This is a genomic window from Pseudolactococcus reticulitermitis, from assembly GCF_002260845.1.
GTDB classification, from domain to species: Bacteria; Bacillota; Bacilli; order Lactobacillales; family Streptococcaceae; genus Pseudolactococcus; species Pseudolactococcus reticulitermitis.
In genome coordinates this window covers 16036-38366 of record NZ_BEDT01000005.1, presented here as the reverse complement: position 1 = coordinate 38366, position 22331 = coordinate 16036, and the positions used below count along the sequence as shown (strand labels likewise).

General features: G+C 34.6%; 21 protein-coding genes. All 21 read right to left on the bottom strand.

All coding sequences use genetic code 11. The features are described 5' to 3' along the window. Window positions 1–3 precede the first annotated feature (3 nt). Window positions 4–1698, bottom strand: coding sequence for a hypothetical protein (locus tag RsY01_RS08975; RefSeq protein ID WP_094785208.1), 1695 nt, complete (start codon window positions 1696–1698; stop codon window positions 4–6). Between the two features lie 25 nt (window positions 1699–1723). Then, the gene (locus RsY01_RS08970) at window positions 1724–3151 is read right to left on the bottom strand and encodes a flippase (RefSeq protein WP_094785346.1); all 1428 of its coding nucleotides are present in this window, start codon (window positions 3149–3151) and stop codon (window positions 1724–1726) included. Window positions 3152–3190: 39 nt separating this feature from the next. Further along, window positions 3191–4138 (bottom strand): glycosyltransferase family 2 protein, encoded by a 948-nt coding sequence (locus RsY01_RS08965; protein ID WP_094785207.1) that lies wholly within the window; start codon window positions 4136–4138, stop codon window positions 3191–3193. Window positions 4139–4179: 41 nt separating this feature from the next. Then, complete coding sequence (locus RsY01_RS08960; RefSeq protein ID WP_094785206.1) at window positions 4180–5001, bottom strand: glycosyltransferase family 2 protein; 822 nt, start codon at window positions 4999–5001, stop codon at window positions 4180–4182. An 11-nt stretch (window positions 5002–5012) separates the two neighbouring features. Next, a complete protein-coding gene (locus RsY01_RS08955) occupies window positions 5013–5960 on the bottom strand; it encodes a glycosyltransferase (protein ID WP_094785205.1) in 948 nt (315 codons plus the stop codon). After that, window positions 5960–7009, bottom strand: a complete 1050-nt coding sequence (locus tag RsY01_RS08950) for an NAD-dependent epimerase/dehydratase family protein (protein WP_094785204.1) — start codon at window positions 7007–7009, stop codon at window positions 5960–5962. The genes RsY01_RS08955 and RsY01_RS08950 overlap by 1 nt, the downstream gene beginning before the upstream one ends. Window positions 7010–7012: 3 nt before the next feature. Further along, window positions 7013–7735 carry an IspD/TarI family cytidylyltransferase gene (locus RsY01_RS08945; protein ID WP_094785203.1) on the bottom strand — a complete coding sequence of 241 codons (723 nt, stop codon included), beginning with the start codon at window positions 7733–7735 and terminating at the stop codon, window positions 7013–7015. A 2-nt stretch (window positions 7736–7737) separates the two neighbouring features. Then, window positions 7738–8559 (bottom strand): LicD family protein, encoded by an 822-nt coding sequence (locus tag RsY01_RS08940; RefSeq protein WP_094785202.1) that lies wholly within the window; start codon window positions 8557–8559, stop codon window positions 7738–7740. Then, window positions 8556–9551: a glycosyltransferase family 2 protein gene (locus RsY01_RS08935; protein WP_094785201.1), complete on the bottom strand. Its 996-nt coding sequence runs from the start codon at window positions 9549–9551 to the stop codon at window positions 8556–8558. The genes RsY01_RS08940 and RsY01_RS08935 overlap by 4 nt, the downstream gene beginning before the upstream one ends. A 15-nt stretch (window positions 9552–9566) precedes the next feature. Next, window positions 9567–10553 carry a glycosyltransferase family 2 protein gene (locus tag RsY01_RS08930; RefSeq protein WP_094785200.1) on the bottom strand — a complete coding sequence of 329 codons (987 nt, stop codon included), beginning with the start codon at window positions 10551–10553 and terminating at the stop codon, window positions 9567–9569. A gap of 173 nt (window positions 10554–10726) precedes the next feature. Then, a complete protein-coding gene (locus tag RsY01_RS08925) occupies window positions 10727–11773 on the bottom strand; it encodes a glycosyltransferase family 2 protein (RefSeq protein ID WP_094785199.1) in 1047 nt (348 codons plus the stop codon). After that, window positions 11774–12184: a DUF2304 domain-containing protein gene (locus RsY01_RS08920; protein WP_432205774.1), complete on the bottom strand. Its 411-nt coding sequence runs from the start codon at window positions 12182–12184 to the stop codon at window positions 11774–11776. Then, entirely contained in the window at window positions 12181–12909 is a 729-nt protein-coding gene (locus tag RsY01_RS08915) for a glycosyltransferase family 2 protein (protein ID WP_094785198.1), read from the bottom strand. Before RsY01_RS08915 ends, RsY01_RS08920 begins: the two co-directional genes overlap by 4 nt. Before the next feature lies 1 nt (window position 12910). After that, window positions 12911–13729 (bottom strand): glycosyltransferase, encoded by an 819-nt coding sequence (locus RsY01_RS08910; RefSeq protein WP_094785197.1) that lies wholly within the window; start codon window positions 13727–13729, stop codon window positions 12911–12913. After that, on the bottom strand, window positions 13726–14964 hold the full coding sequence (locus RsY01_RS08905) for a glycosyltransferase family 4 protein (RefSeq protein ID WP_094785196.1): 1239 nt from the start codon (window positions 14962–14964) through the stop codon (window positions 13726–13728). The genes RsY01_RS08910 and RsY01_RS08905 overlap by 4 nt, the downstream gene beginning before the upstream one ends. Before the next feature lie 123 nt (window positions 14965–15087). Continuing rightward, window positions 15088–17130 (bottom strand): rhamnan synthesis F family protein, encoded by a 2043-nt coding sequence (locus tag RsY01_RS08900; protein WP_432205773.1) that lies wholly within the window; start codon window positions 17128–17130, stop codon window positions 15088–15090. Between the two features lie 29 nt (window positions 17131–17159). Further along, window positions 17160–18341, bottom strand: coding sequence for an ABC transporter ATP-binding protein (locus tag RsY01_RS08895; protein ID WP_094785195.1), 1182 nt, complete (start codon window positions 18339–18341; stop codon window positions 17160–17162). An 11-nt stretch (window positions 18342–18352) separates the two neighbouring features. Then, window positions 18353–19162: an ABC transporter permease gene (locus RsY01_RS08890; protein WP_094785194.1), complete on the bottom strand. Its 810-nt coding sequence runs from the start codon at window positions 19160–19162 to the stop codon at window positions 18353–18355. Next, window positions 19159–20100: a glycosyltransferase family 2 protein gene (locus RsY01_RS08885; protein ID WP_107490455.1), complete on the bottom strand. Its 942-nt coding sequence runs from the start codon at window positions 20098–20100 to the stop codon at window positions 19159–19161. Before RsY01_RS08885 ends, RsY01_RS08890 begins: the two co-directional genes overlap by 4 nt. Next, complete coding sequence (gene cps2T / locus RsY01_RS08880) at window positions 20090–21295, bottom strand: beta 1-4 rhamnosyltransferase Cps2T (RefSeq protein WP_094785193.1); 1206 nt, start codon at window positions 21293–21295, stop codon at window positions 20090–20092. Before cps2T ends, RsY01_RS08885 begins: the two co-directional genes overlap by 11 nt. 151 nt (window positions 21296–21446) lie before the next feature. Continuing rightward, window positions 21447–22301 (bottom strand): dTDP-4-dehydrorhamnose reductase, encoded by an 855-nt coding sequence (gene rfbD, locus RsY01_RS08875; RefSeq protein WP_094785192.1) that lies wholly within the window; start codon window positions 22299–22301, stop codon window positions 21447–21449. Window positions 22302–22331: the final 30 nt, after the last annotated feature.

Below are 22331 nucleotides of genomic sequence, written 5' to 3'. Positions count from 1 at the left end.
GCCTCACAACCCTCTATATCTTACAATGAAAATTGTCGCCACTAAGATTAAAATCACCATAAAACCGATTGCTACAAATATATGTCTCCGATTAATTTGTTGTTCTTGTTTACTTCCATCTAATGTTAAATTACTATACTCATTAGCTCCCGCAACATAGTCAGGAATTTGACCCACAATGCCAACTAAAGGTTCTTTAGGATTATTTATGGAGTTATCAACCAACAGAGAATTATTAGGTGAGAAGTAACTCCGACTAAAAATAGAAAATTTAAAAATTTTATCGGAATCTGATGAATTCTGACCTTCGTCAATTCTATAAAGAAAGTAATTATCACCTTGCGCCAATCCTATAATTTGTATTAAGCTTTTATTGATTTCTCTGCTGTTTTTTTCACTGAAGTTAAATCTTAAAACATCTAAAGGAATTTTTAGGGGGGTCTCGCTCCCTAGTATATACCGTTCTCCACCTTCTAAAACTAAGGACTCTGAGGTTTGAACATGATTTAAATTATCAACCTCATGCCACTTATTATTTTTCCCATAGACTTTATAAGCATTACCTTTTGATTTAGCTAATATAAATTTTCCGCCTCGAGCAAACTCCGTCGCATTTTTTTGGGTCATTGCAAAATTTACCCCTGCTACAACTAAATTAGGAGTGGAGGCTACACTTGAACTTCCATCGTTATTGACAGACATGGCTTTCATAGAGGTATAGATAAGATCATTAGTACTGATATTATTTCCCTCAAGATTCACATGTACTGTAACTCGTAGCAATATATCACTTTGAGTTTCATTTAATGCAATATTCGCCGCTATCACAGGGTCAGAAGAATTAAATACCATCGTATCATTCAAATCAGGATTCGTAACGACTGCTACCGCGTCATTATTTTCCAAAACTTCTATTGAATCAAAAGAAAGATTCGATTGTGGCGGTAAAACCAGATTGACACTCCCAGCTTGTTGCCACATATCTTTACTTATAGAAAGATTAAAACTAAATTTTTGATTGGTGCCTACAACATATTGACCAAAATTTGTAGCCAGATTTTTTAACTTGCTATCCTCAGTAAATTTGATTTTATTATCTGTATTGGCGAGATCCACTAACACATTTTCAGAAGTCCCTTGTAGCTTAGTAAGCTTAACAAAATTATTATTAGCATCAAGAATAAGTGTATAACCTTGTTCTACACTTGCTTTAGCTACTCCCTTGTTATTTGTAAACTTATAAATCACGTGTTCTGGATTTAAAAAGGGAATCGTTGTATTAGAACGATTTATTTCACTAATCAACGATAAATCGTCAACATTCATTAGGCCAGAAATTATTGATGCCATTTCTTCATCTGTATGCGTAATACCCTGACCAATCTTTTGCCCATTACTCAGCGTAATAACACCAACATCACTTTCACTATTCGTGTTTTGAGTTGTCAATATCCACGCAGCAGAATTTCTAGCTTTTTGACTAATTTTTCCGTTTTTTATTTCTTTATAGGCACGATTGATATTCATTGCACTATAAGAAGTATGAATAACAGGTATCCCGTTATTGGTAACCTTTAAGTCAATATTTGTTTGATTTGTCGGTAAAGTATCAGCACTGACTTGTTGTTCCATTCCTAGAAATGCTAATGCAACAGCACTGATTAAAATCAATAATTTTTTATTTATTTTCTTTGTCATAATTACTCTCACTATTTGAAATAACCTATCTCTTCATTATTTTTCTAATATAAGGACTAATTAACGTATTTACTGGTGCGCGTAACACATATAATGTTACCGAATAAATCAATACAGCGATAATCGTCTGAATTATATAATTTAGTACACTAACTTGCATGTTATTATTAATTGTAAACATGAACACAAACACAATCACAGCTCCAGACATATATTTCCATACACCATGAAAAATTTCTTTCATCTTAAAAGTACCCCTGAGTACCCATATTTGATATGATGTTGTGGATATCTCTGTTAAAACTGTTGAAATAACTGCTCCCATCGCGCCCATTTTTGGAATGAGCAACAAATTCAATACTACGTTAACAATTAAACCACAAAGAGAGGAAACCGCAAACTCTTTAGTCCGTCTGGCAGAAAGCAAATATTGGTTGCCAAGAACACTCGCTATTGCAACAAAAATAATCATAGTCGCTTGAACGAACATCAGACTTGATACTTGATCATATTGTTTCCCGAAGAAAAATGGCGCAAATGTATGTGATACTCCCATAATTCCGGCAATTATCAAAAATGATATGGCATAACTCAAATCTAGAGACTTTAATGTCAAATCATGTACATCATCGGTCTTTCCTTGGGCATGCATTGAGGATAATCGTGGTAGAAATGCTGCACCAAAACTCGATACAAGGGTAAAAGATATTCTTATAATTGTATCTGATTGGTTAAAAAAACCAGCTGCAGCCATACCATCTAAAGCACCCAACATATTTTTGTTCAGCGAGAGGTAGATTTGTGTTGCGATCTGTGGAAAAAACAACCATAAAGTTGGCTTTAAATGCTTTAATACTTCCCATTCTTTAGGAGAAATATAAATAATATTTTTCCTTAAAAATGGCCATAAACTTAAATTTGAAAATAATTGAGAAATAACTACTAGGAGAATATATATCCATAAATCATTTGCTGTTTTAACTAGAATAAATGTTAAAATCACGGTTATAATTCTAATAATTGTATTTCGGACTATTACTACTTTGAAATTTTCCATTCCCATAAAGAACCAGGAGATATCAAGAGCAGTAGCTATAATTAGAATTCCTTGTAATAAAAACAAGTTTTGATAGTTTGGCTGAAACCAAATGCTTATAATGAAGATAACAAATGAAATTAGCACACTTACTGCGCGTAAGGTATTAATTTCAAAGAATAGCTTACTTCTTTCCCTGATATCAGAAAAAGCATAAGCGATTTCTCTATTTCCATAAAGTGTTATCCCTAATCCCCCTAACAAGACAAAATACGTTGCATAAGCCGTTGTTACAGAAAAAATCCCTATCCCCTTAGGTTCTAAAATACGCGATACATATGGGGCTGTGACTAATGGTAAAATGAGTGCTAAGAGCTGGTAAGATGTACTGTATACCATATTTTTTATGAGTTTCAAATCGGCCTCCAACATATATGTAACTTTGAAAAAATTTTGTCAAGTATTCTCTTGAGAGATAAACTTTCTATATCCTATTTTTGTTACTAGTAAGAATGTTCTTAAAATGAGATAAATTTTTTTTGTATTACCCTTTTGATAGCGTAGCATCACAAACATACGTTTTATCCATACTTCATGTAAAATACCTAGGTATGTTTTTATTACTTTTTTATTTTCGTTTGTTTCTGGAAGAGTGCCCATTACACGATGAAGCTGCCACTGTTCTTTTAGAATTTCTTGCCAAGCTAGATTTGTATAACCATCAGCCTTCATAGCAGTCAATTTACTTGCCAAATCTCCTTTTCCCGCCCCAAGAACATTATTCTCGTGTTGTCGATACAAAACAGTCGGTTCATTTATGTATACTAGATTATTATGCGCTGCTGCTACCTGTGCTAAATACCAGTCATGCATTATGATATCATCAGTATCTTTCCATGTCTCTGCCAATGCATTATTTATCATGCTCGCACACCCTGTTACACAGTTACGTCGCATTTCTTCTTTTAAATTTGTACTGGCTGGCCCTGTAATTTCATCTATCATACTTTGATGTAACACATTTAAACTACTATCTACAACTTTCAAGTCCGAATAAACTAGTAAAGGAACTTCTTCTTTGCAGAACATAGCCACATTTAACATAATTTCTAATTTATTTGGGAGCCAGACATCATCTTGATCACAAAAGAAATAAAAATCAGCCTTCGAATGTTTTACCAACTGAAAAAAAGAATTAATAACACCTACATTTTCACCTTGGACAAAATCAATTCTTTTATCTTGATCTGCAAATTGTTTGATGGTGGATACCGTATTGTCTTTTGAGCCATCATCTCGAATAATCAAGCGCCACTTCGTTTCCGTTTGAGCAATGATGCTTTCAATCTGCTGAGAGAGATACTTTTCGCCATTATAAGTGGACATTAGTATATTGATTTGCACTTTTTTATCGCCTTTCTACTTCTTATTAAATAAACTTTCGATTATTTCAAATCCATCAGTCTACCATCTAGAAGTCCTTTGAAATATAACCAAGTTTTTTTGCACTTTTGTCTTTCAAATAAAATAACCTTTAATGCATGTCCATTATTAGCTATAAACAGCCCTTTTGTTATATCATTCCAGCCATATTTTCGAATTAAATAAATTGTATTTCTTGAAAAATAGTAACGTCGAATAGCCGAGTGATTATTAACATAAATATCTCTACCTAAAAATTTTTTATGTACACGATCACCAATTTCATGCCTAAAACCTATAAAACCAATTTGATACATTTTATATGAGAGTTTACTATACTGAAGATTAATGTCATAGTCGACTAAGTCAATAAACATACGTTCATCAAATTTCGCAGACTTCTCAAAATACTGAGTATTCATCAATGCTCCTGAAGTGATACATAACTGGACTTCTTGGTATGGTTCTTTATACACTTCACTTTTAACAACATCATTAACATCTTGAAAATGGCAAGTCAATATCGCAGCTTTTGGTAATGTACAATAAGGTAAGTATTCTTTAATCAGGTCATCAGAGACGACTGAATCCTGATCAAGCGTTAAAAACCAATCATACTCATTTTTTATGGCATAATTCCCTATTTCGTTTAAAGCAAGAGCAATACCCTTATTTTCATCTAAAGCGATAACTTCAATATTATCGTATTCTTTAAATTCTTCTAAGTTAGTGGAATTGTTATCAACAATAAGTACCTTATCAACTTGAGAAGATACTGCTGCTATATTTTCACTTAGTCTTTTAATATCTGGGTTATAAGTTACTATTCCCGCTAAAATTTTCATCTATTACTGTCCTACTTTTTAAAAGCAAATAAAATATCTCTGATCCGACTTGAAGCGTGTTCGTAATTTTTCCAATCTCTTATAACTTGTTCAAATGTTTTAAAGAAGTTACCTGATTTTGCATTTGCTATTCGTCTTTTAGTAAACTCATAATATTTTTTTTCCACTTGGGCTAACGAAGAATTATTATCTTGAAGCACTTTATAAACAATTTCGTAATAGCCTTGATACTTTGCATAAAGTTCTTGAATATGAAGCTCTTTTGAAGATTTAAGCGTTACAACTGCTTTACCACTTGCATTCGTCTCATGGCGATTATGAATAGCAACAGACTCATTCAGATTATAGCCAACTTCCAATAATCCAGCTAAACACTCAATAAGTGCATCATGAGGCAACAAATTATAGTCTTCTTGCCAATATTTCAAAAATCGCTCTATAAATTCTTTTTTTATCGCCAAAGTCATGCCTTGACGAAAGCCCGCCTTATAAAAACGTTCTATAGGAAATTTTGAAAGTTCTTGGGTATTATCCTTAAATACATAGTTTGTTGGAATTGTCGCTTCACTTGTACTAACATTAAATTCAGTATCCGCACTTAAAACTTCTATCTCCGAATGACTTGAAAGTATTTCTACTTGTTTTATATTTTTTTCTAAATGCCAAACATCGTCTTGATCTGATAAAAAAATAACATCAGCATCAGTATTTTGAGAATCAATCAATAGTTGCCGAAAATTTAAACGCCACCCTAAATTTTTCTCGTTCTGAACAATATCCCATCCGACCAAGTTATTCTGCTTGATATAATTTCGAACAAATTGAACCGTCCCATCAGTTGAGCCGTCATCACGGATGATAACATAGTCAGGAGAAAGCACTTGATTTTTTATAGAATCTAACTGCTTCTCAATAAGCTTTTCTCCATTGTAAGTTGCCATCAATACTGCTGTTTTCATTATTCAAAACTTTCTATTGTCTTCTTTAGACCTGAATCAAGAGTAACAATTCTGTGCCAGCCTAATTTCTCTATTTTGGACATATCCATCACGGTTCTACCATCTGTACTGTAAGCAGTACTTTGCGATTCAGGAATGTCAAATTTAACTTTTAAGTTTTTTTCAGGCAATAATATTACTAATTTTTGTGCTAAATCTCTGATTTGAATAGGTTCATCTTCATTTGCCACGTTGTATGCTTGTCCAGAATCACCATTTAACAAAATGGCTAAGAGTGCTGTCGTTGCATCTGAGATATAACAAAAAGCTCGCTCAGCAGTTCCTTCAGATTTAAGAATAATATCTTCGCTATTAACAACATTTGAAATCAAATCACTCATGATACGGCCATCATGATTTATTTCCATACCCGGACCATAAGAATGTGCAATTCGAGCTACCGTATATGGCATGTTATATTGTACAGCGTAACTTGCTAATAATGTTTCTGCCATCCGTTTGCTTTCTGGGTAACAAGCTCTCGGAGAAAGGATGTCAAAACCACCATAATCTTGTTCTGTCAAGCTATTTTTGATTGATTTTCCATAAATTTCTCGCGTTGATAAAAAAAGAAAATTTTGGATTGTTTTTTTTCTCGAAAGCTCTAACAGATTCATCGTTCCCAAAGTATTCGCCTTAATAATCCCTACTGGATCAGTTGAAATAAACTTGGGACTTGCATTACTTGCCGCATGGATAATATAATCAATATCGCCTTCATAATCCAGTGGCTCAGTAACATCATGCTGTATCAATTCAAAATATTCTTTTGACAAATTTCGAAACTTAGCATCCGCTTTTTCCATGTTTCGAGCAGTACCAATAACTTTTGTCTGGAAATTTTCGTGAACATTTAAGTAATAAATCGTGTAAGCTAAATAAGTTGCTAACATGCCTGAAACACCAGTAATCAGTATTGTTTTGCCTCGTAATTTTTCAAGGTTAAGATAAGAAGCGCTGATAATTTCTTTTAAGTCTTCTTGAACAATCCTATTTTCAAATGTAATCATTGCTTATACCCCATAAATTTGACCTATTTCACGCGCATCACAGAGTGCTTTAAACATATAAAAATCATCTGGTGTTGTAATTTTTATATTTTCATAAGGTCCTTCTACAATATGTAGTGTTTTATCATACATCCCCATAAGTGTACTGGAATCAATCGCATCGGTAATCCCTTTAGAGATTGCATCGCGTTCAACTTCTAGAATCTCTGAAAGCTTAAAACTTTGAGGCGCTTTAGCTGTAAATGAGCGTGTCCGATCCACAACCTCTGATACTTGCTGAGAAGCATTAACAAGTACAATTGTTTCTTTAGCAGGAGCTGTTGTTATAGCCGAACCGTTATTTTTGACACATGCTATATTATCACGAATGACTTTGCTATTAATTAGTGGACGCACCCCATCATGTATCAACACAACCGACTCTTCCTGGTTGGCAAGCTTTTCTGCAGCTTCAAGACCATTAAATATTGAAAGTTGTCCTGTTTCACCACCTGGAACAATTGCTTTTACTTTTTTCAAGTTAAACTTCTTGACCAATTCAGTCATATAGTCCCGATAATCCGACAATATCACAACAACGACTGCATCAACTTCTTCTGTTGCTTCAAACAAGTCAATTGTATGCACGATAATCGGTTTACCTTGAACTTCTAAAAATTGTTTAGGCTTATCTTTGGAGTTCATCCTTGAGCCTGTACCACCTGCAAATATTAAACCAATATTCATATTTAATCTTCTTTCCAGTAAAAAGTAACATAATCATGATTTATTCGCTGATTTTCTGGGGGAAGCTGCATATAGTCTCCATGAATTTGGCGTAAATAGCTATCATGATCAACAATTTTTCTAACACTTAAACCTTCAAACTGTGCATCTTCATATGCTTCAAATATTTCGATTGGAAAATGTTCTTTGTCAAAATACCGGCTGGCAAGAAAACCAATCTGATTGGCTTTAGCATCTAACTGATACTTCGCCATGAACTCATCCACATCTTTTGCCACTTGTCTATTTTTACCATGATATTTAAGATATTTTGGACCTCGGAGAAAAAGACGAGCGAAAGAGTAGTACCACTTTGAACCACTTACAAATGCTGGAAAGGATGTTGAATATAAAATTTCCGCTTTATGCTGCGCTTCATGCATAAACTGAACTCTAACATCTTCTTTTGCTGGCATAGTATCCATGGGAAAAATATCAATATTTACACCAATTTTTGACCAAAGAAAATCAAATCCAGCTTTAGCTTGATAAGTTTGTTTGTTACAGAGTTTCGCATAGGGTTGAAAAGTCTCTTTAATAGAATAGTGCCATAGCTCCGCTTCCTCTTGATGGCTAAGAAGCTTTATAAGTTTGTCGTAATTTTCACGAGTTAGCATAATATCTATATCGTCATCCCAAGGGATGAACCCTTTATGTCTCACACTACCAAGTAATGATCCTCCCCCTAGAGAGTATTCAATATCATTTTCACGACATACCTTGTCTACTAAATCTAATAGTTCAAGTTCAATTTTTTTTATTTCATCTAATGAAACTTTTTTCAAATCTTATCTCCTTTTGTATAAATTCTGGCAAATAAAGACATCAAACCTAATTTATAGATACTAAAGAAAGTAGTTACAACTAATCTCACTTTTATTTCATCTCCTACGGATCCTTTAATAATTGAAGTTAGTTTTAAAGCACTTGGAAGTCTATTTTCAAGTAATTCTTTTTCTTTATAAAATTGTGTAAGAAATCCTTCTCGACTTGCCTGTTTTCCCTGTCTAAGTAGTTGATGGGAGATAGCTTTAAACATGAAGTAGGAAAATTCTGGAGAATTTTTTAATTTAATAGCTCCAATGTCTAAAAATATTTCTAGCATCTCAACTGCTTTGTCAGTATTTTCTTCATTTCCTACTTTTAGCTTGGTACTTGAAAATGACTCAGGATTGAATAACCAATTATAACCAATATAATCTATAAATCCATACTCCGCCCCCTGAGCAATAATGGATAAACAAAATGGAGTATCTTCAACAAACGTATCTTCAAAAAACAATATCTTTTTTCTTTTCAAAAAGTCTAAACGATAGATTCGATTACACGAGGACATTGTTGAGTACTTCGTATACCTCTGAGGTGAGCTAGGCGAATATGTTCTCAGAACTTTACCTTCACTTGTAATTCTACGAAATCCTGAAATGATAACATCAACACTAGTTTCCTCAGCCTTTTCAATGTGCTTGCTCAAAAAATCTATTTCATAATAATCATCTGAATCAAGAAATGAAATGTATTTTGAATCTGCCAACTCAATACCAACATTCCTTGCCTTACCTACGCCTTGATTCTCTTGATTAACGACTTTAATACAATTAGGGTATTTCTTCTCATATAAGTGAAGAATTTCAAGTGATTTGTCTGTTGAACCATCATTTATAGCAATAAGAATAAAGTTTTCCTGTCCTATATCTTGTGATAAAACGCTTTGTATAGATTTTTCTAGATAGATTTCTGTATTATAAACAGGCATCACGGCTGTTATTTTTTTCATCCTTATTCTACTCTTTCATGTAAGTAATTTTTTTGCTAATCCCCTAATAAATTCATTATTATAAAGCAAAATTGATAATTTTAAATAACCTTTATATAAATTGATATTCCAATATAAAGCTCTTCTTTGTTTGCTAATCATTGCAAATTCCTGATTTTGTTGGAAAAGCTTATTAAAAAGAATCATTGAAAAACTTGAACCATCACGGATACACTTCATCATAATAAAATCATTTTCATTCATACATAATTTGTAAACATAATTTAGTATCTCTGGATATTTTTCTTTTGCAAACTCTATTTGTATGCTATTTTTTTCAAAAATATCATAATTTTTTTGAGAAATTTTTATATTCGTTAGGCTTGAAACAACTTGTCGATAATACCATAATGATTGATTTACAAGTACAATTTCATCAGCTTGCTCTATAACAGGTAATATGATGGAAGTATCCTCATGTATTGCCAAATTAGGAAAGCGAATATTTTCAAAAATATCACGACTATATAATTTCCCCCAAGGGCTAAAAGAGGGATAACCTGATGATTGCACAGCTTTTATCCTATTTATTATTTTACCCTTTATAGAAACTATCTCTATATTCTCATGATGGTCACTCAAAGCATCTTGAGTAGAGTACTTTGCCATTGAAAAAATATGCGTTTTTCCATTGATTGGTCGTAATAAAATTTCTATAGCATCCTTTGAAATCTTGTCATCAGAATCCAAAAACATAATATATTGGCCAGCCACCTTATCTAACCCATTATTTCTGGCCGTTGCAACACCTTGCCCCTTTTGATTAATAAGTTTGAATCTCTTGTCCTTATTAACATAAGTCTCAGCTATATCCAATGAACGATCTGTTGATCCATCATTAATCAAAATAATTTCCAGATTTTCGTAGGTTTGATTAATAATAGATTCTAAACAATCATCCAAATATTTTTCAACATTATATATTGGGATAATCACACTGACTAAAGGTTTCAGATTCGCCATTTTATTTCCATTTCCTTGATTTTATATCTAAATACAACAAGCTGACTAATAATCCTTTGCTTATCTACTTTATTTGTCTTTTTCCGCATAACCCTCATAACTGCATGAATCTTTTAGAGCAGCAAATCTTAACTACTCTAAAACACGAGAATTAAACATATTAAGGTAAATATTTAATTTCTCATTTTTTTTAAAGTTGTCAGTAAAGCTCGCTCTACACCTCTCCAAGCTTTCTGATTTTGCAGCATATTTCTCAACTTTACCCCTGGTAAGATCACGCGACCATTAGTACGAATCACCAGCTTAGACAAATTTAGAACTTCTGGAATTTCTAGAATTTCTTCAGTCTTTAAATATAATGTAAAATCACTCGTTTCATTTTTTCTCTCAACTTTATCAGGGATTGAAAGGTTAATTACATATTGAGCAAAAATCAATTCCGAGAAGCGCTGAATTAACACTTTTTTCACTGAATTTGATGAATTTTTAGGAAGATTTTTTATGAAATTCCAAATATGTTTTGTCATCTTTAAATGCATCGTTCTATTTTTTACCATGTTACCAATTGCCATGGATTGTGTCCCTGAGTTCGTACGGTAGACATAAACTGGATAATCCAAATAAACCGATTTTTTAACAAAAGGTAACGGAAAACAGATATACTCAACATCAACGTAAAACATTTTTTCATCAATGCTTATCTTGTTATCTTTCAAAATTGATGTCCGATAGGTAATCGTGTGCATTGGTGGGATTTTGATTTGTTCAATAATTTTATCATGTTGAACAATTTGATTCGCATGGATTTTTAAGGCCATCATGAGTGTTTCATCTGCTGTTTCCTCATCATGTTCAAAATAGGGGTTGTTAATCAGATCGACGTCAACTCCTTTGAGAAATTCAATAAGCTTAACAAAATTTTCAGTTACAACCCAGTCATCCCCGTCCACAACTTTAAAATATTTACCCGTTGCTTCTAAAATCCCACGGTTAATCGTTGAACCGTGTCCACCATTTTCTTTATCAATGACACGGATTGAATCCGGATACTTGTCTGCCCATTTTTGCGCAACAGATACCGTATTATCTATTGAGCCATCACTAACGATCAAAATTTCGATATCTGAAATAATGCGTTCATCAATAAGATAAGGCAAGCATTCATCGATATATTTTTCTGTATTATACGAAGGGATGGTTACTGTTAAAATTTTACTCACTTAATTATTTTGCTCCAAATTCTTAGTTGCTTGATTGACTTTTTCTTGTTTTTCACTTTGATCTAATTCAGCATCTTTCATATCCTTACGCAATATCGAAATCTCTTGAATTAAAGTCTTAATTTGCTTTTCAGCTGAGATTAAAGAAATTTGATACCGTAACGAAATCATGATCAGCATACCAACTAATACAAAAAGTGCAAAAGAAGTTAATGTTTTCACACCGACTGCATTAGCGATTTTTGATGCAAGTTCCGAGAAGAGTGCACCAAATAGGATGACTAATGCAAGAATAAACCACTTAAGCATGTGGCGAACTTCAGCTATATTTTTGCGAATAAGCCGGATGGTATAAATGAAAAAAAGAACGGCCAATATAATGGCTATAATTCTTAAGGGTAATGGCATCATGATTTCTTCCCTCCCAAGATTGCAGAAAAAAGTATCGCGAGAGAGACACTTACCATATAGTTCATGCCTTTAAATAAATTGATACTCGACGTTCCCGTCTCTCTTTCAAACATACGTACCCCAACTTCTTTGACACGGATGTCTTTTGCAAATAAGTGCATGTAAGTTTCAGGTTCTGGATATTGGCTTGGATACCGATTAACAAACTGTGAAATGACTTTTTTATTGGCTGCTCGGTAGCCGCTTGTAACGTCCTTTATTCTAATTTTTGAAGTCATATAAATTAGAGCGGATAAAATTCTAATACCGATTTGTCTCGTAATCGAAGACTGAAATTCTGAATTACTCTCCTCTAGGAAACGTGAGCCTACGGTGAAGTCAGCCTCGCCACGCAAGAGCGGCTCAACTAGACTAGGAAGACTTTCAATATCATGTTGCCCATCGCCATCATACTGGATAGCAACATCATATTCTCTCTCTAAAGCATACTTATAGCCCGTCTGAACCGCACCACCAATACCTAGATTTTGAATTAATTCGATGTGATTAATCTCATTTTTTCTAAGGATTTCTTCTTCGTTATCCGTAGAGCCGTCATTAATCAGAATATAATCAATCTTATATTCTGATTTTTGGCGATATTGGTCAACTTTTCGAACAACTTGCGCAATTCCCTCGGACTCATTATAAGCTGGTATAATTAATAATATTTTCGGTTCTACCATTTTATTTCTTTCCTAGTATTATTTTTATGAGTGCTTTCGCAGCAAAAACATCTCTATTAAGCCAACCTTTAACTATCATTTTACCATATTTCTTCTTGATTTGATAGAGTTGCGCGGGTTGATAGGTTTTGTAGTAGTCATACTCTGCCGTAAAAATTTTAACAAATCTTGATTTGGATAATGCTTCTAAATGTTGTACGGATAGTTGATGAGAGATTTTTTCATCCATCACTTGAATCACTTGATGATGCTTTCTGAGTTGCCAAAAAATCCAATGATCTAAATAGTCTAGCGGGAATTCTTTAGTAAACCCACCAATTTTTACCATAAATTGCTTTGATAGTACAAGCCCGCTAGAAATACCCGTGATGTCTTCCTGATAAAGCCCAGCTGTTTTAGGATACTTTAAGTTCTTAATCGTTTCACTTGATGTCGGTGAGATTTGGACTTCTCTATCAAAAATTTGAGGGCAAACGGCATCAACTTTGGGGTCACTTAACACTTCAATCACTTTACCAATATAGTCTTCTGTCATCATGGTATCGTCATCCAACAACATCAACCAGTCATCTTTTGCTGTCGTTAGCGTATATTGATAAGCAATCCTTGTTCCCCGTTCTGTGGATTCTTGATTAAAATGATACTGAACAGAATCGAAACCATCTGGCAGTTTCTCACTAGAAAAATCAATCACCCCATTATCAAAGATAACGAGATTTAGAGATGCTTTAACAGAAGTTTTCATATCATTTAGCCGCTTATAACTTACAGTTTCAGTAAATTTTGTACTGTAGGCAACCAGACAGACTGTTAGTTTCATCGTAATATCCTCATTTTTATGAGCGCATTTTTGACCAAGTACTTAACTCTTGCTGTCAAACTTTCAGAATTGTTATCATTAGTCGTTAATAGCTTAGACAGATGCCTAATGCTTTGCGAATTTAATTCAAAATCTTCTTCCAAAAGCGCAATGACTTCTCGATAGGCATTCTCTACTGAATACAAAGCTCTAATATTTTCTAACACTGATAAACTCTTTTGTTTTTCGGCATCAAAATCTCTTAAGTTGTCAGAAATTAAGTTAGTCAGTTGCGTCACATTTCCAGCCTCATAAAATTGTCCAAAACCTAAAATATCATATGCTGACTTATGCCCTGGGTTGCTTGAAACAATACTCGGGACGCCATGTAGTAAAGCTTCTACATAAACTAAACCAAATGTTTCCATTTTTGACGGTCCAATGAAAATATCTTTATCCGTTACTAATGACCATGGCTTATCTTGCGGTCCAGCAAGTATTACATTTTTGATTTTGTTGGCTTTAATATAGCTCACAACTTTTTCTTTATACGCCTTATCAAAATTACCAATTAACACCACTTCAACTTCCGGTTGATCTAATCTCTGATAAGCTTCAATTAATTCCAATTGATTCTTACGTTCCGTCAATCGCCCAACCGAAATAAGACGCGTTTTATCTCCTACTTGTAGTTTCTCATCTGAGATTTGAGTATATGGATAAAAACTGTGAATGGTACGTTCTGGCAATAATGCTTGCAGCTTTTCTTGCAAACGACCTTGAACAGCAAAAATTTCTGTCGAATAGTCATTTACGAAATCTATTTTATCTAAATAATACGAAAATTCCCCCTCAGGAAACTCATGGATAATCCAAAAGTGAGGGATTTTTTTCATTGCTGCGACTAATGCGCCTTGGAACATATTGACCGAATTTGTAACGATTAAATCAATTTTTTCGTCATCAACAATCTTTTGAATCTTATTAAGATGTTCACGATAATAGTGGTAAAGTTCCCGTTCTGTTCCTTGTATAGAACCTGGTGCGTCTTCCCACCACCACTTAACCGCATTTAGCATGTAATTTTTAATCCCAGCATTCTCGAAAGAGGCCATATAAGGCTTATCTCCCGATGCTTGAGTCACATTGACAATATGATGCCCTTTGGATTTAAGTTGCTTTTGCAACTCAAATATTGAAATTTCAGCCCCATTATCTAGCGTACCTGTTGGGGAAACAAATAAAATATTTTTCATAAATTAACCTTTTGAAAACCAAAATCTTATCGTTAATATGATAAACAGGGATAAATCCACAAAACATATCCACAAAGCCAATATTTTTTCGATAAGTACTCGTTATTTCTACTTTAACTTTGTTTAGCCATTAATTACTTCTATGAATTCATCTTTATGAGACATCGTCTGATAGTCAGTAATCACTTTATTTTTAGCACGATTGCCTAAATCGATCAATTTCGTCTTGTTATCGACTAAATCTTTCAATTTTTCGTACCACAGCTCATCCGCTGCCAAAATGCCGGTTTGTTCATTCATGATGGCTTCTGAAAAACTGCCTATATCGCTTGCTATTGTAGGAACACCGACTAGAGCAGCTTCTAGCCATTTAATTTCAGATTTTGCTCGATTAAAAACGGTATCAACTAGCGGTGCAAGGTTGATATCCATTTTTGCGACTAAAGTCGGTAAATCGATCCAATCTAAAAAATCATGACTAACAAGTTGTTTTTGGTAGATCTTCATTTCGTCAGGGATTGTTAAATGACCGACTAAATGTAACTCTGTCTGCGGAAACTCTTTTAAAATCTGTAAAATTGTCGGCATGATAAGATTAAAGTTTTCATTGTGTGTAATTGACCCTGAAAAATAACCAATCTTTACTTTTTGATCATCTTTTTTAGATACTTCTGTAGCCTGTTCACTGATTGAAATCAGTTCTTTGCTTGCCAAATTTTGATTAAGATAGACGGGTTTCCCTAACTTTAACAATTCATTTTTCAAATCAGTTGTTGAGGTAATGAAAGCATCACATAAATCCATCAATTTACCATAGCTTTTTACGCCCGAGTCATATGCTACCTTCTCTTCTGCACTCAATGTTTTGACATAATCAAGTTGATCTGTATAAATTGTATCATAGACCAAGTCATCAATGTCATAGAAGACAGGTTTATGATATTTACGCGCCAACTTAATCAATTCTTCAAACTGTTCGCTATACGGCGTCCGATAAATGATAATCTGACTTGCATATTCCGCATATCCCATTTGAAAATCACTTGCATTAACAGTCCAAACAGTATAACCAAAACTTCGAAGTTGCTCTGCTTTGTTAATCACTCGATATCTCGTACATTGGGGAATTTGGTTTTCAACACCATCAATGATTAAAATATGCTCAGGGTGAGGGGTGTCTTTGATTGTATTGATGACCTCTTCAAGTACTTCCGTCGGGAAATCAGTTTCATGCTTAATATAAGCAATTAATTCAGGAACCTCTGTTTTTCGCGCCAATCCTTGCCAAGCAAACTTATCATCTGTATCATTGGAAAATGCTGTGTACTTGACGAGTGGGACATCAAATTTTTTAAGCATTGTTAATGGGTGAATATACATGGCAGAATCTTCATTATTGCCAGAAACCGCGCCATGAATAAAACCTAAATCTGAAAAATATTTAGTAAAGACTGTTTCATGTTTGCCAATTGCTTTATTTCGAGAATCTGTGTCGGATAAATTTTCCCAATACTGTAAAAATTCAGGCGTTTGAAACATATTTTTTTCAATGACAAGAAAATATGACTGCAAGTGTTCAGGAATGATCCCATAAGGATTAAAACCCGTGAAATCAACTTGTTTTTCACCATAAGATATCCCCCAAAAATCTAATTTTTGAGCTGACATTTTACGAAAAACAACTGACAAATCTGTCATTGGTCCAACGTTTGTATCGTTAACCAAAAGGAGCTCGTCAAAATTTGTTAATTCATGTTTTAATAGCAAAATACCATGACGAAAAGCGGCAGTATCATAACCCGTATTTTCTCGAGTCACAACTTGCCCATATTTTTCAAGTTTAGTCACATCACCATCAGGTAAAGCACTATTTAAAACAATCAAAACTTTATCAGAAAGGTTAGCAAGAGCTTCCAAAAAGCCTAATTTATAAGCTTGTAGATGAGGTTGATTTTCATAGATAACATAAACAAGTACTCGCTTAGGATTTTCGTACTGATTGAATTGACGCGTCTTTTGGCGTTTATTTTTATTTATCTTTAGTTGTATACTTGCAGCTGGATGAATATGTTGATGGACTTTTCTCACAATTTTACCCGGTGCTTTAATAAGTAATTTGGGATTTTTAGTCAAAATATATTTCATGCGCTCAAAATTTGTTGGCACTGTCCGCTCCCTCCTTTCCTCACATCCTTTTATAGTGATTTTAGCAGACTGGCTGCCTCTCTATCTTCTGGATTACGGTAGATAAATCTGATATCTTCGCCAGGTTGCGTCACTGTGATAACTTCTGTTTGCGAAAGCGGATTATCATTTTCCCAATCTGATGGGTCTTTTCGGAGCGTCGCTCCGAGCTGAAATTCTGTATTATGAAAGTTTGCCATTGGAATTGCCGCAGATAGACTTGCCCCAATCTTAACTTCTTGTGCTGGAGATTCATAGGCTGCACCGCCTCGAGTCGCATCATACAGAAAATATGATAAATAGAGCTTTTCTTCTGATTTGGTTTGCTCAGTATTGGCTTCAAAATGGATGGTAAAAGGCAGCTCATCTGTTGTTTTCGTTAATAAAGTTTCAGACTCAGTCGTTAGCCAAACTCTATCAGCTAAAGCATCATGCTCAGCATGTTGTGTGACTTTCAAATTATCAGCCGAATAAAGATTTGTGACGTGTTGCACATCGGTATTTTCAGCGGCATATCCGTCAGAAATATAAACAGCCTTATTACAATAACGCTGAACTGCACTCATATCATGCGTAACTAAAATGACTGTTTTTGATTTATCTTTTTTGGTTTCAACAAAAAATTCATTACATTTACGCTGAAAAGCCTCATCTCCGACAGCTAGAACTTCATCAAGGACTAAGATGTCCCCTTTAGCTTTAATGGCAACTGAAAATGCCAGTCGAACTTGCATACCACTGGAATAATTTTTTAATTTTTGATTCATGAATTCACTAAGTTCAGCAAATTCAACGATTTCATCATACATTTCCCCAATTTCTTCTTGAGAAAAGCCAAGCATCGCACCATTTAGGAAGACATTCTCACGACCTGTTAATTCTGGATTAAAACCGACTCCAAGCTCAATAAAGCTGACCAGTTTACCATTAACCGTGACGTTCCCTTTTTCTGGTGTGTAAATTTGCGAAATGATTTTTAAAAGTGTCGATTTTCCAGAACCATTTCGTCCCACAATACCAAAAAAATCGCCTTTTTCGACTTTAAAATTAATATCTTTTAAAACATGTTGCTCTTTATACCCCTTAACTCCGTGCAGTCTATTGATTAACGTTGTACGAAGACTTGTTGAGCTTTCAGTCGGGAGTCGAAAATATTTACTGACATGATCTATTTTTACTGCAATTTCAGACATTTTTTTACTCCTTAAATGATTTCAGCAAACTTACTCGCATGCTTCATGAAGAACCAATACCCGAAAACGAAAACAAAGACTGGTATAAGGTATGGAATAATGACAATCCAAGAATAATCCCAAAGCTGCCAAAGCGTTGGGTTTGTATTATGACTAAACGTTAAAATATAACGTAAATCTTGTATGATTTGAGCCATTGGATTGAGCATGAGAATTTTTGCAACAAGTAGATGATTTTTAGAAATTTCTGTAACTGGATAAATAATTGGCGTCCCATAAAAACCAGCCTGCATGACCACTTCCCAAATCGGACCTAAATCACGAAAATATACGAAGAGGGTTGACAATATAAAAGCTAGACCAGTGGTAAACAAAATCAACTCAATAAGTAATGGTATAACAAAAATGATATTCCAACCAAACGGAACACCATTGATGATTGCAAAGCCAAAAACAACGATGAGTGAAATAATCAGGTTAATCAAAGCATTTGTAACGACAGAAAAGATAACGACAGGCTTAGAAAAATTAACCTTTCTTAATAAATCTACTCTGCTTACAATTGATAGCATCCCAACATTTGTGGCTTCACCAAAGAAATTCCAGACAGTAATCCCCAAAAGAAGCGCCACAGCAAAATGAGGCACACTTGAGCCAAACCTCATAAAACGTACAAAAACCAAATACATGATAACAAAAAGTAAAATGGGTTTCAGAACTGACCATAAATAGCCAATAACTGACCCCTGATATCTTAGTTTAAAATCTGTTTTGACAAGTTCTTTAAGTAGAATTTGATTTCTACGGCTGAAGAAATTCATTTGTTTTTTCCTTTGTATGCAAATTTTGTGATGATAAGCGTGCGAAAAATACTGGTATGATAATTTTTGTTTTTACGTAAATCATATTGGTTGAGAATCTGACGTCGCTTTGTTTTTGGTTGCTCCAGAATATTGACATAGGCGGTCACAAGCGCTTTATTATCCTCTGACATTGCTGACAGATTTTCTGTCAATAATTTTTGAGCTTGCTTTTGGCTTGCTGTGATAAGCCCCCAATATTTTTCAAACCATAAGTGAGGGTGCAACCATTTTTTTACGCGTTTTGAAAGTGTTCTTGCGCCCAAAACATTGGCATCATGCTGACGATAAAGATGAGTGGGTTGATCAATATAAACCAGCTCGCCAAGTGCTGATGCGACAAGCGCTAAATACCAATCATGCATAATAACATCATTTGTTGTCTGCCAGAGTTTTGCCAGTTCATGATTAATCATGCTAGCACCGCCAGTAACCGTATTTTCAGTCAGCTCTTGGACAAGTTTTTTATTGGCATGATTAGATTGACTCCGAATCATTGATTTCGAAGTGACATTGAGTGCTTTATCAGTCACTTTCAAATCAGAATAATACATCATCGGTTTCCGATTATCATGCTTGTTAGCTTCTTCTAACATCACTGTCAGTTTTTCTGGCAACCAGTAATCATCCTGGTCTGCAAAAAAATAGAAGTCAGCTTCAACATTATGTGCCACAAGTTCATGAAATGATTTAATCACGCCAACATTTTCAGCTTGAATTAATTTAATTCGGCTATCTGTGCTAACAAAATCCGCAATAATATCGCAAGTTTTATCAGTAGAACCATCATCTCGAATGATTAAATTCCAGTCAGTATAGGTTTGCTTTTGAATACTTTCAATCTGTTCAGCGACGAACTTTTCGCCGTTGTAGGTTGACATTAAAATATTAACTCTCATCTTTACCCCTGGCTAAGTTCTCCATTTTTGTTAGAAGCTCAAGCTCCTCAGTAGAACTAGCCCTAAAAAGCCCCTCATATTGAGAGCATATGTGCTCCCAAGTGTATTTCTCTTCGATGATTTCGTGAGCTTTTTCTTGTAATCTTTGGCGTTCATCTTGCGTCAAGTTTTCAACCGTTGACAGCGTTGTCAGTAAATTTTTCTTATCGAAATAAATGACAGAATCACCTGCTGTCGTCCGATTGAAATTCACACCTAAAACCACATTGACAGCTGTTGACCACATCGCTTCAAGTAAGCCCGGGTTTGTACCCCCGACTTCATGACCATGTAAATAGGCAAAAGCTTGCTCACGAATATATCGCAATTCATTTTGATTATAGACAGTCCCAACAAATTTGATGCGTGAATCTTTGTCAAATTGTGTTTTTTCCCGCAATGCTTCAAAATAAGCATTGCCTTCGTGATTCGTAACGATCACAAGGTCACGTGTAATCGAGCTTTTCATAAAAGCTCTAATTAAGGTTTCATAATTATTTTCAGGCACAAACCGCCCGACAATCAAATAATAATCTTTAACCTGATATTTGACTAACGTTTCCGATTCTGTCAAATCTGACTTAAATTTTTCTGTACCATAGGCAATCACTTCAGACTTAACTTGCCCATATTCGCTAGTCAAGTATTCTTTGATACCCGTGTTATCTGAAATAATCAAATCAGCATAGCGTACCATTTTTTTTTCTGCAAATTTGAGGTACGAACGTACAGGTGCTGCCCATTTAGTTCTTTTCCACTCTAAGCCATCTGGATTGACAAATAACTTGCCACCAAGTCTATGAATTTTATTAGCATAATGGCCAATTAAACCACCCGCTGTATTCCCAAGAATATAAAAAATTGGTGCTTCAATTTGTTCTTTTTTACAATATTTAAGCGATGCATTGATTGCCAAAATATCATAGGCAATCACGCGCGCCGGACCGATTTTAGGTACCCTAATTACAAAACAATCTGCGCCAAGATATTCAAAATGTTCACCAGGTAGTGCTCTATCCGAATTTTCACTTTGACAAGCGACATGATATTTTATATTTTCATTCTTTTGATGTTTGACAAGCTCATCAACAAAAGTCTCAAAGCCACCATATTGGGCCGGCAAACCACGCGAGCCAATTATAAACACATGTTGCATTTTTCACCCATTTTCTCAAGATATTCCTTACTATTATAGCATAAATGGCTATGCTTGTCATTTTACTAACAGGTTACAAAACGTGTCACTACCATTGCCAGTAAATCCAATCCATCAAAAAAAGCATGCAAATCGCACACTTTTTTAAAATTTATTCAGGTTTTTCTTGTCTGTAGAATTCTTGTAAAGCATCTTGCCAGGTTGGAATGACAAAACCTGTTGCTTTCGCTTTGGTCAAACTCATGGTTGAATTAAGCGGACGTTTTGCTTTAGCTGGAAATTGACTTGAATCAACTGGTTTAACTGACACATTGGTATCTTTTAAAATTTCAACAGCAAAATCATACCAAGTCACATCTTCTGTTGCATCATTTGACAAATGATAGTAACCAAAATCCTTACGGTTATCCGTTAAATATGCCATGAATTCAGCCAAAGTCCGCGTCCATGTTGGTCGTCCATGTTGGTCGTTGACCACAGTCAAGCTATCATGTGTTTCTGCCAATTTTTGCATGGTAAAGACGAAGTTTGCCCCATAATTACCAAACACCCAAGCTGTCCGAATGATATAGAATTTTTTCGCGTATTTCTCTACGAGTTCTTCGCCCATACGTTTGGTGCGACCATACTCTGTTTGCGGGTCTGGCACATCGGCCACTTCCCACTCTTCACCAACTGGTTTTTGACCGTCAAAAACATAGTCAGTTGAGATATAAACAAGTGTTGCATCGTGTACTGCTGCTGCCTTAGCGATATTTTCTGTCCCTGTGACATTAATCGCATAGTCAAGCGCTTTACCCTCATCTTCTGCCTTGTCAACAGCTGTATAAGCTGCACAATGATAAATCAATGTCGGTTTGACTTCTGCGAAAACTTTGTTTACCTGCTCAGCATTTGTAATATCAAGCTGCGCCACATCCGTTGCGACATAGTCCACATCACGTTCGTCTAATAGATACCGTAACTCAGTCCCTAGTTGACCATTTGCCCCCGTAATTAAAATCATCTCTCCTCCGATTCTTATTGTTTTACTGAC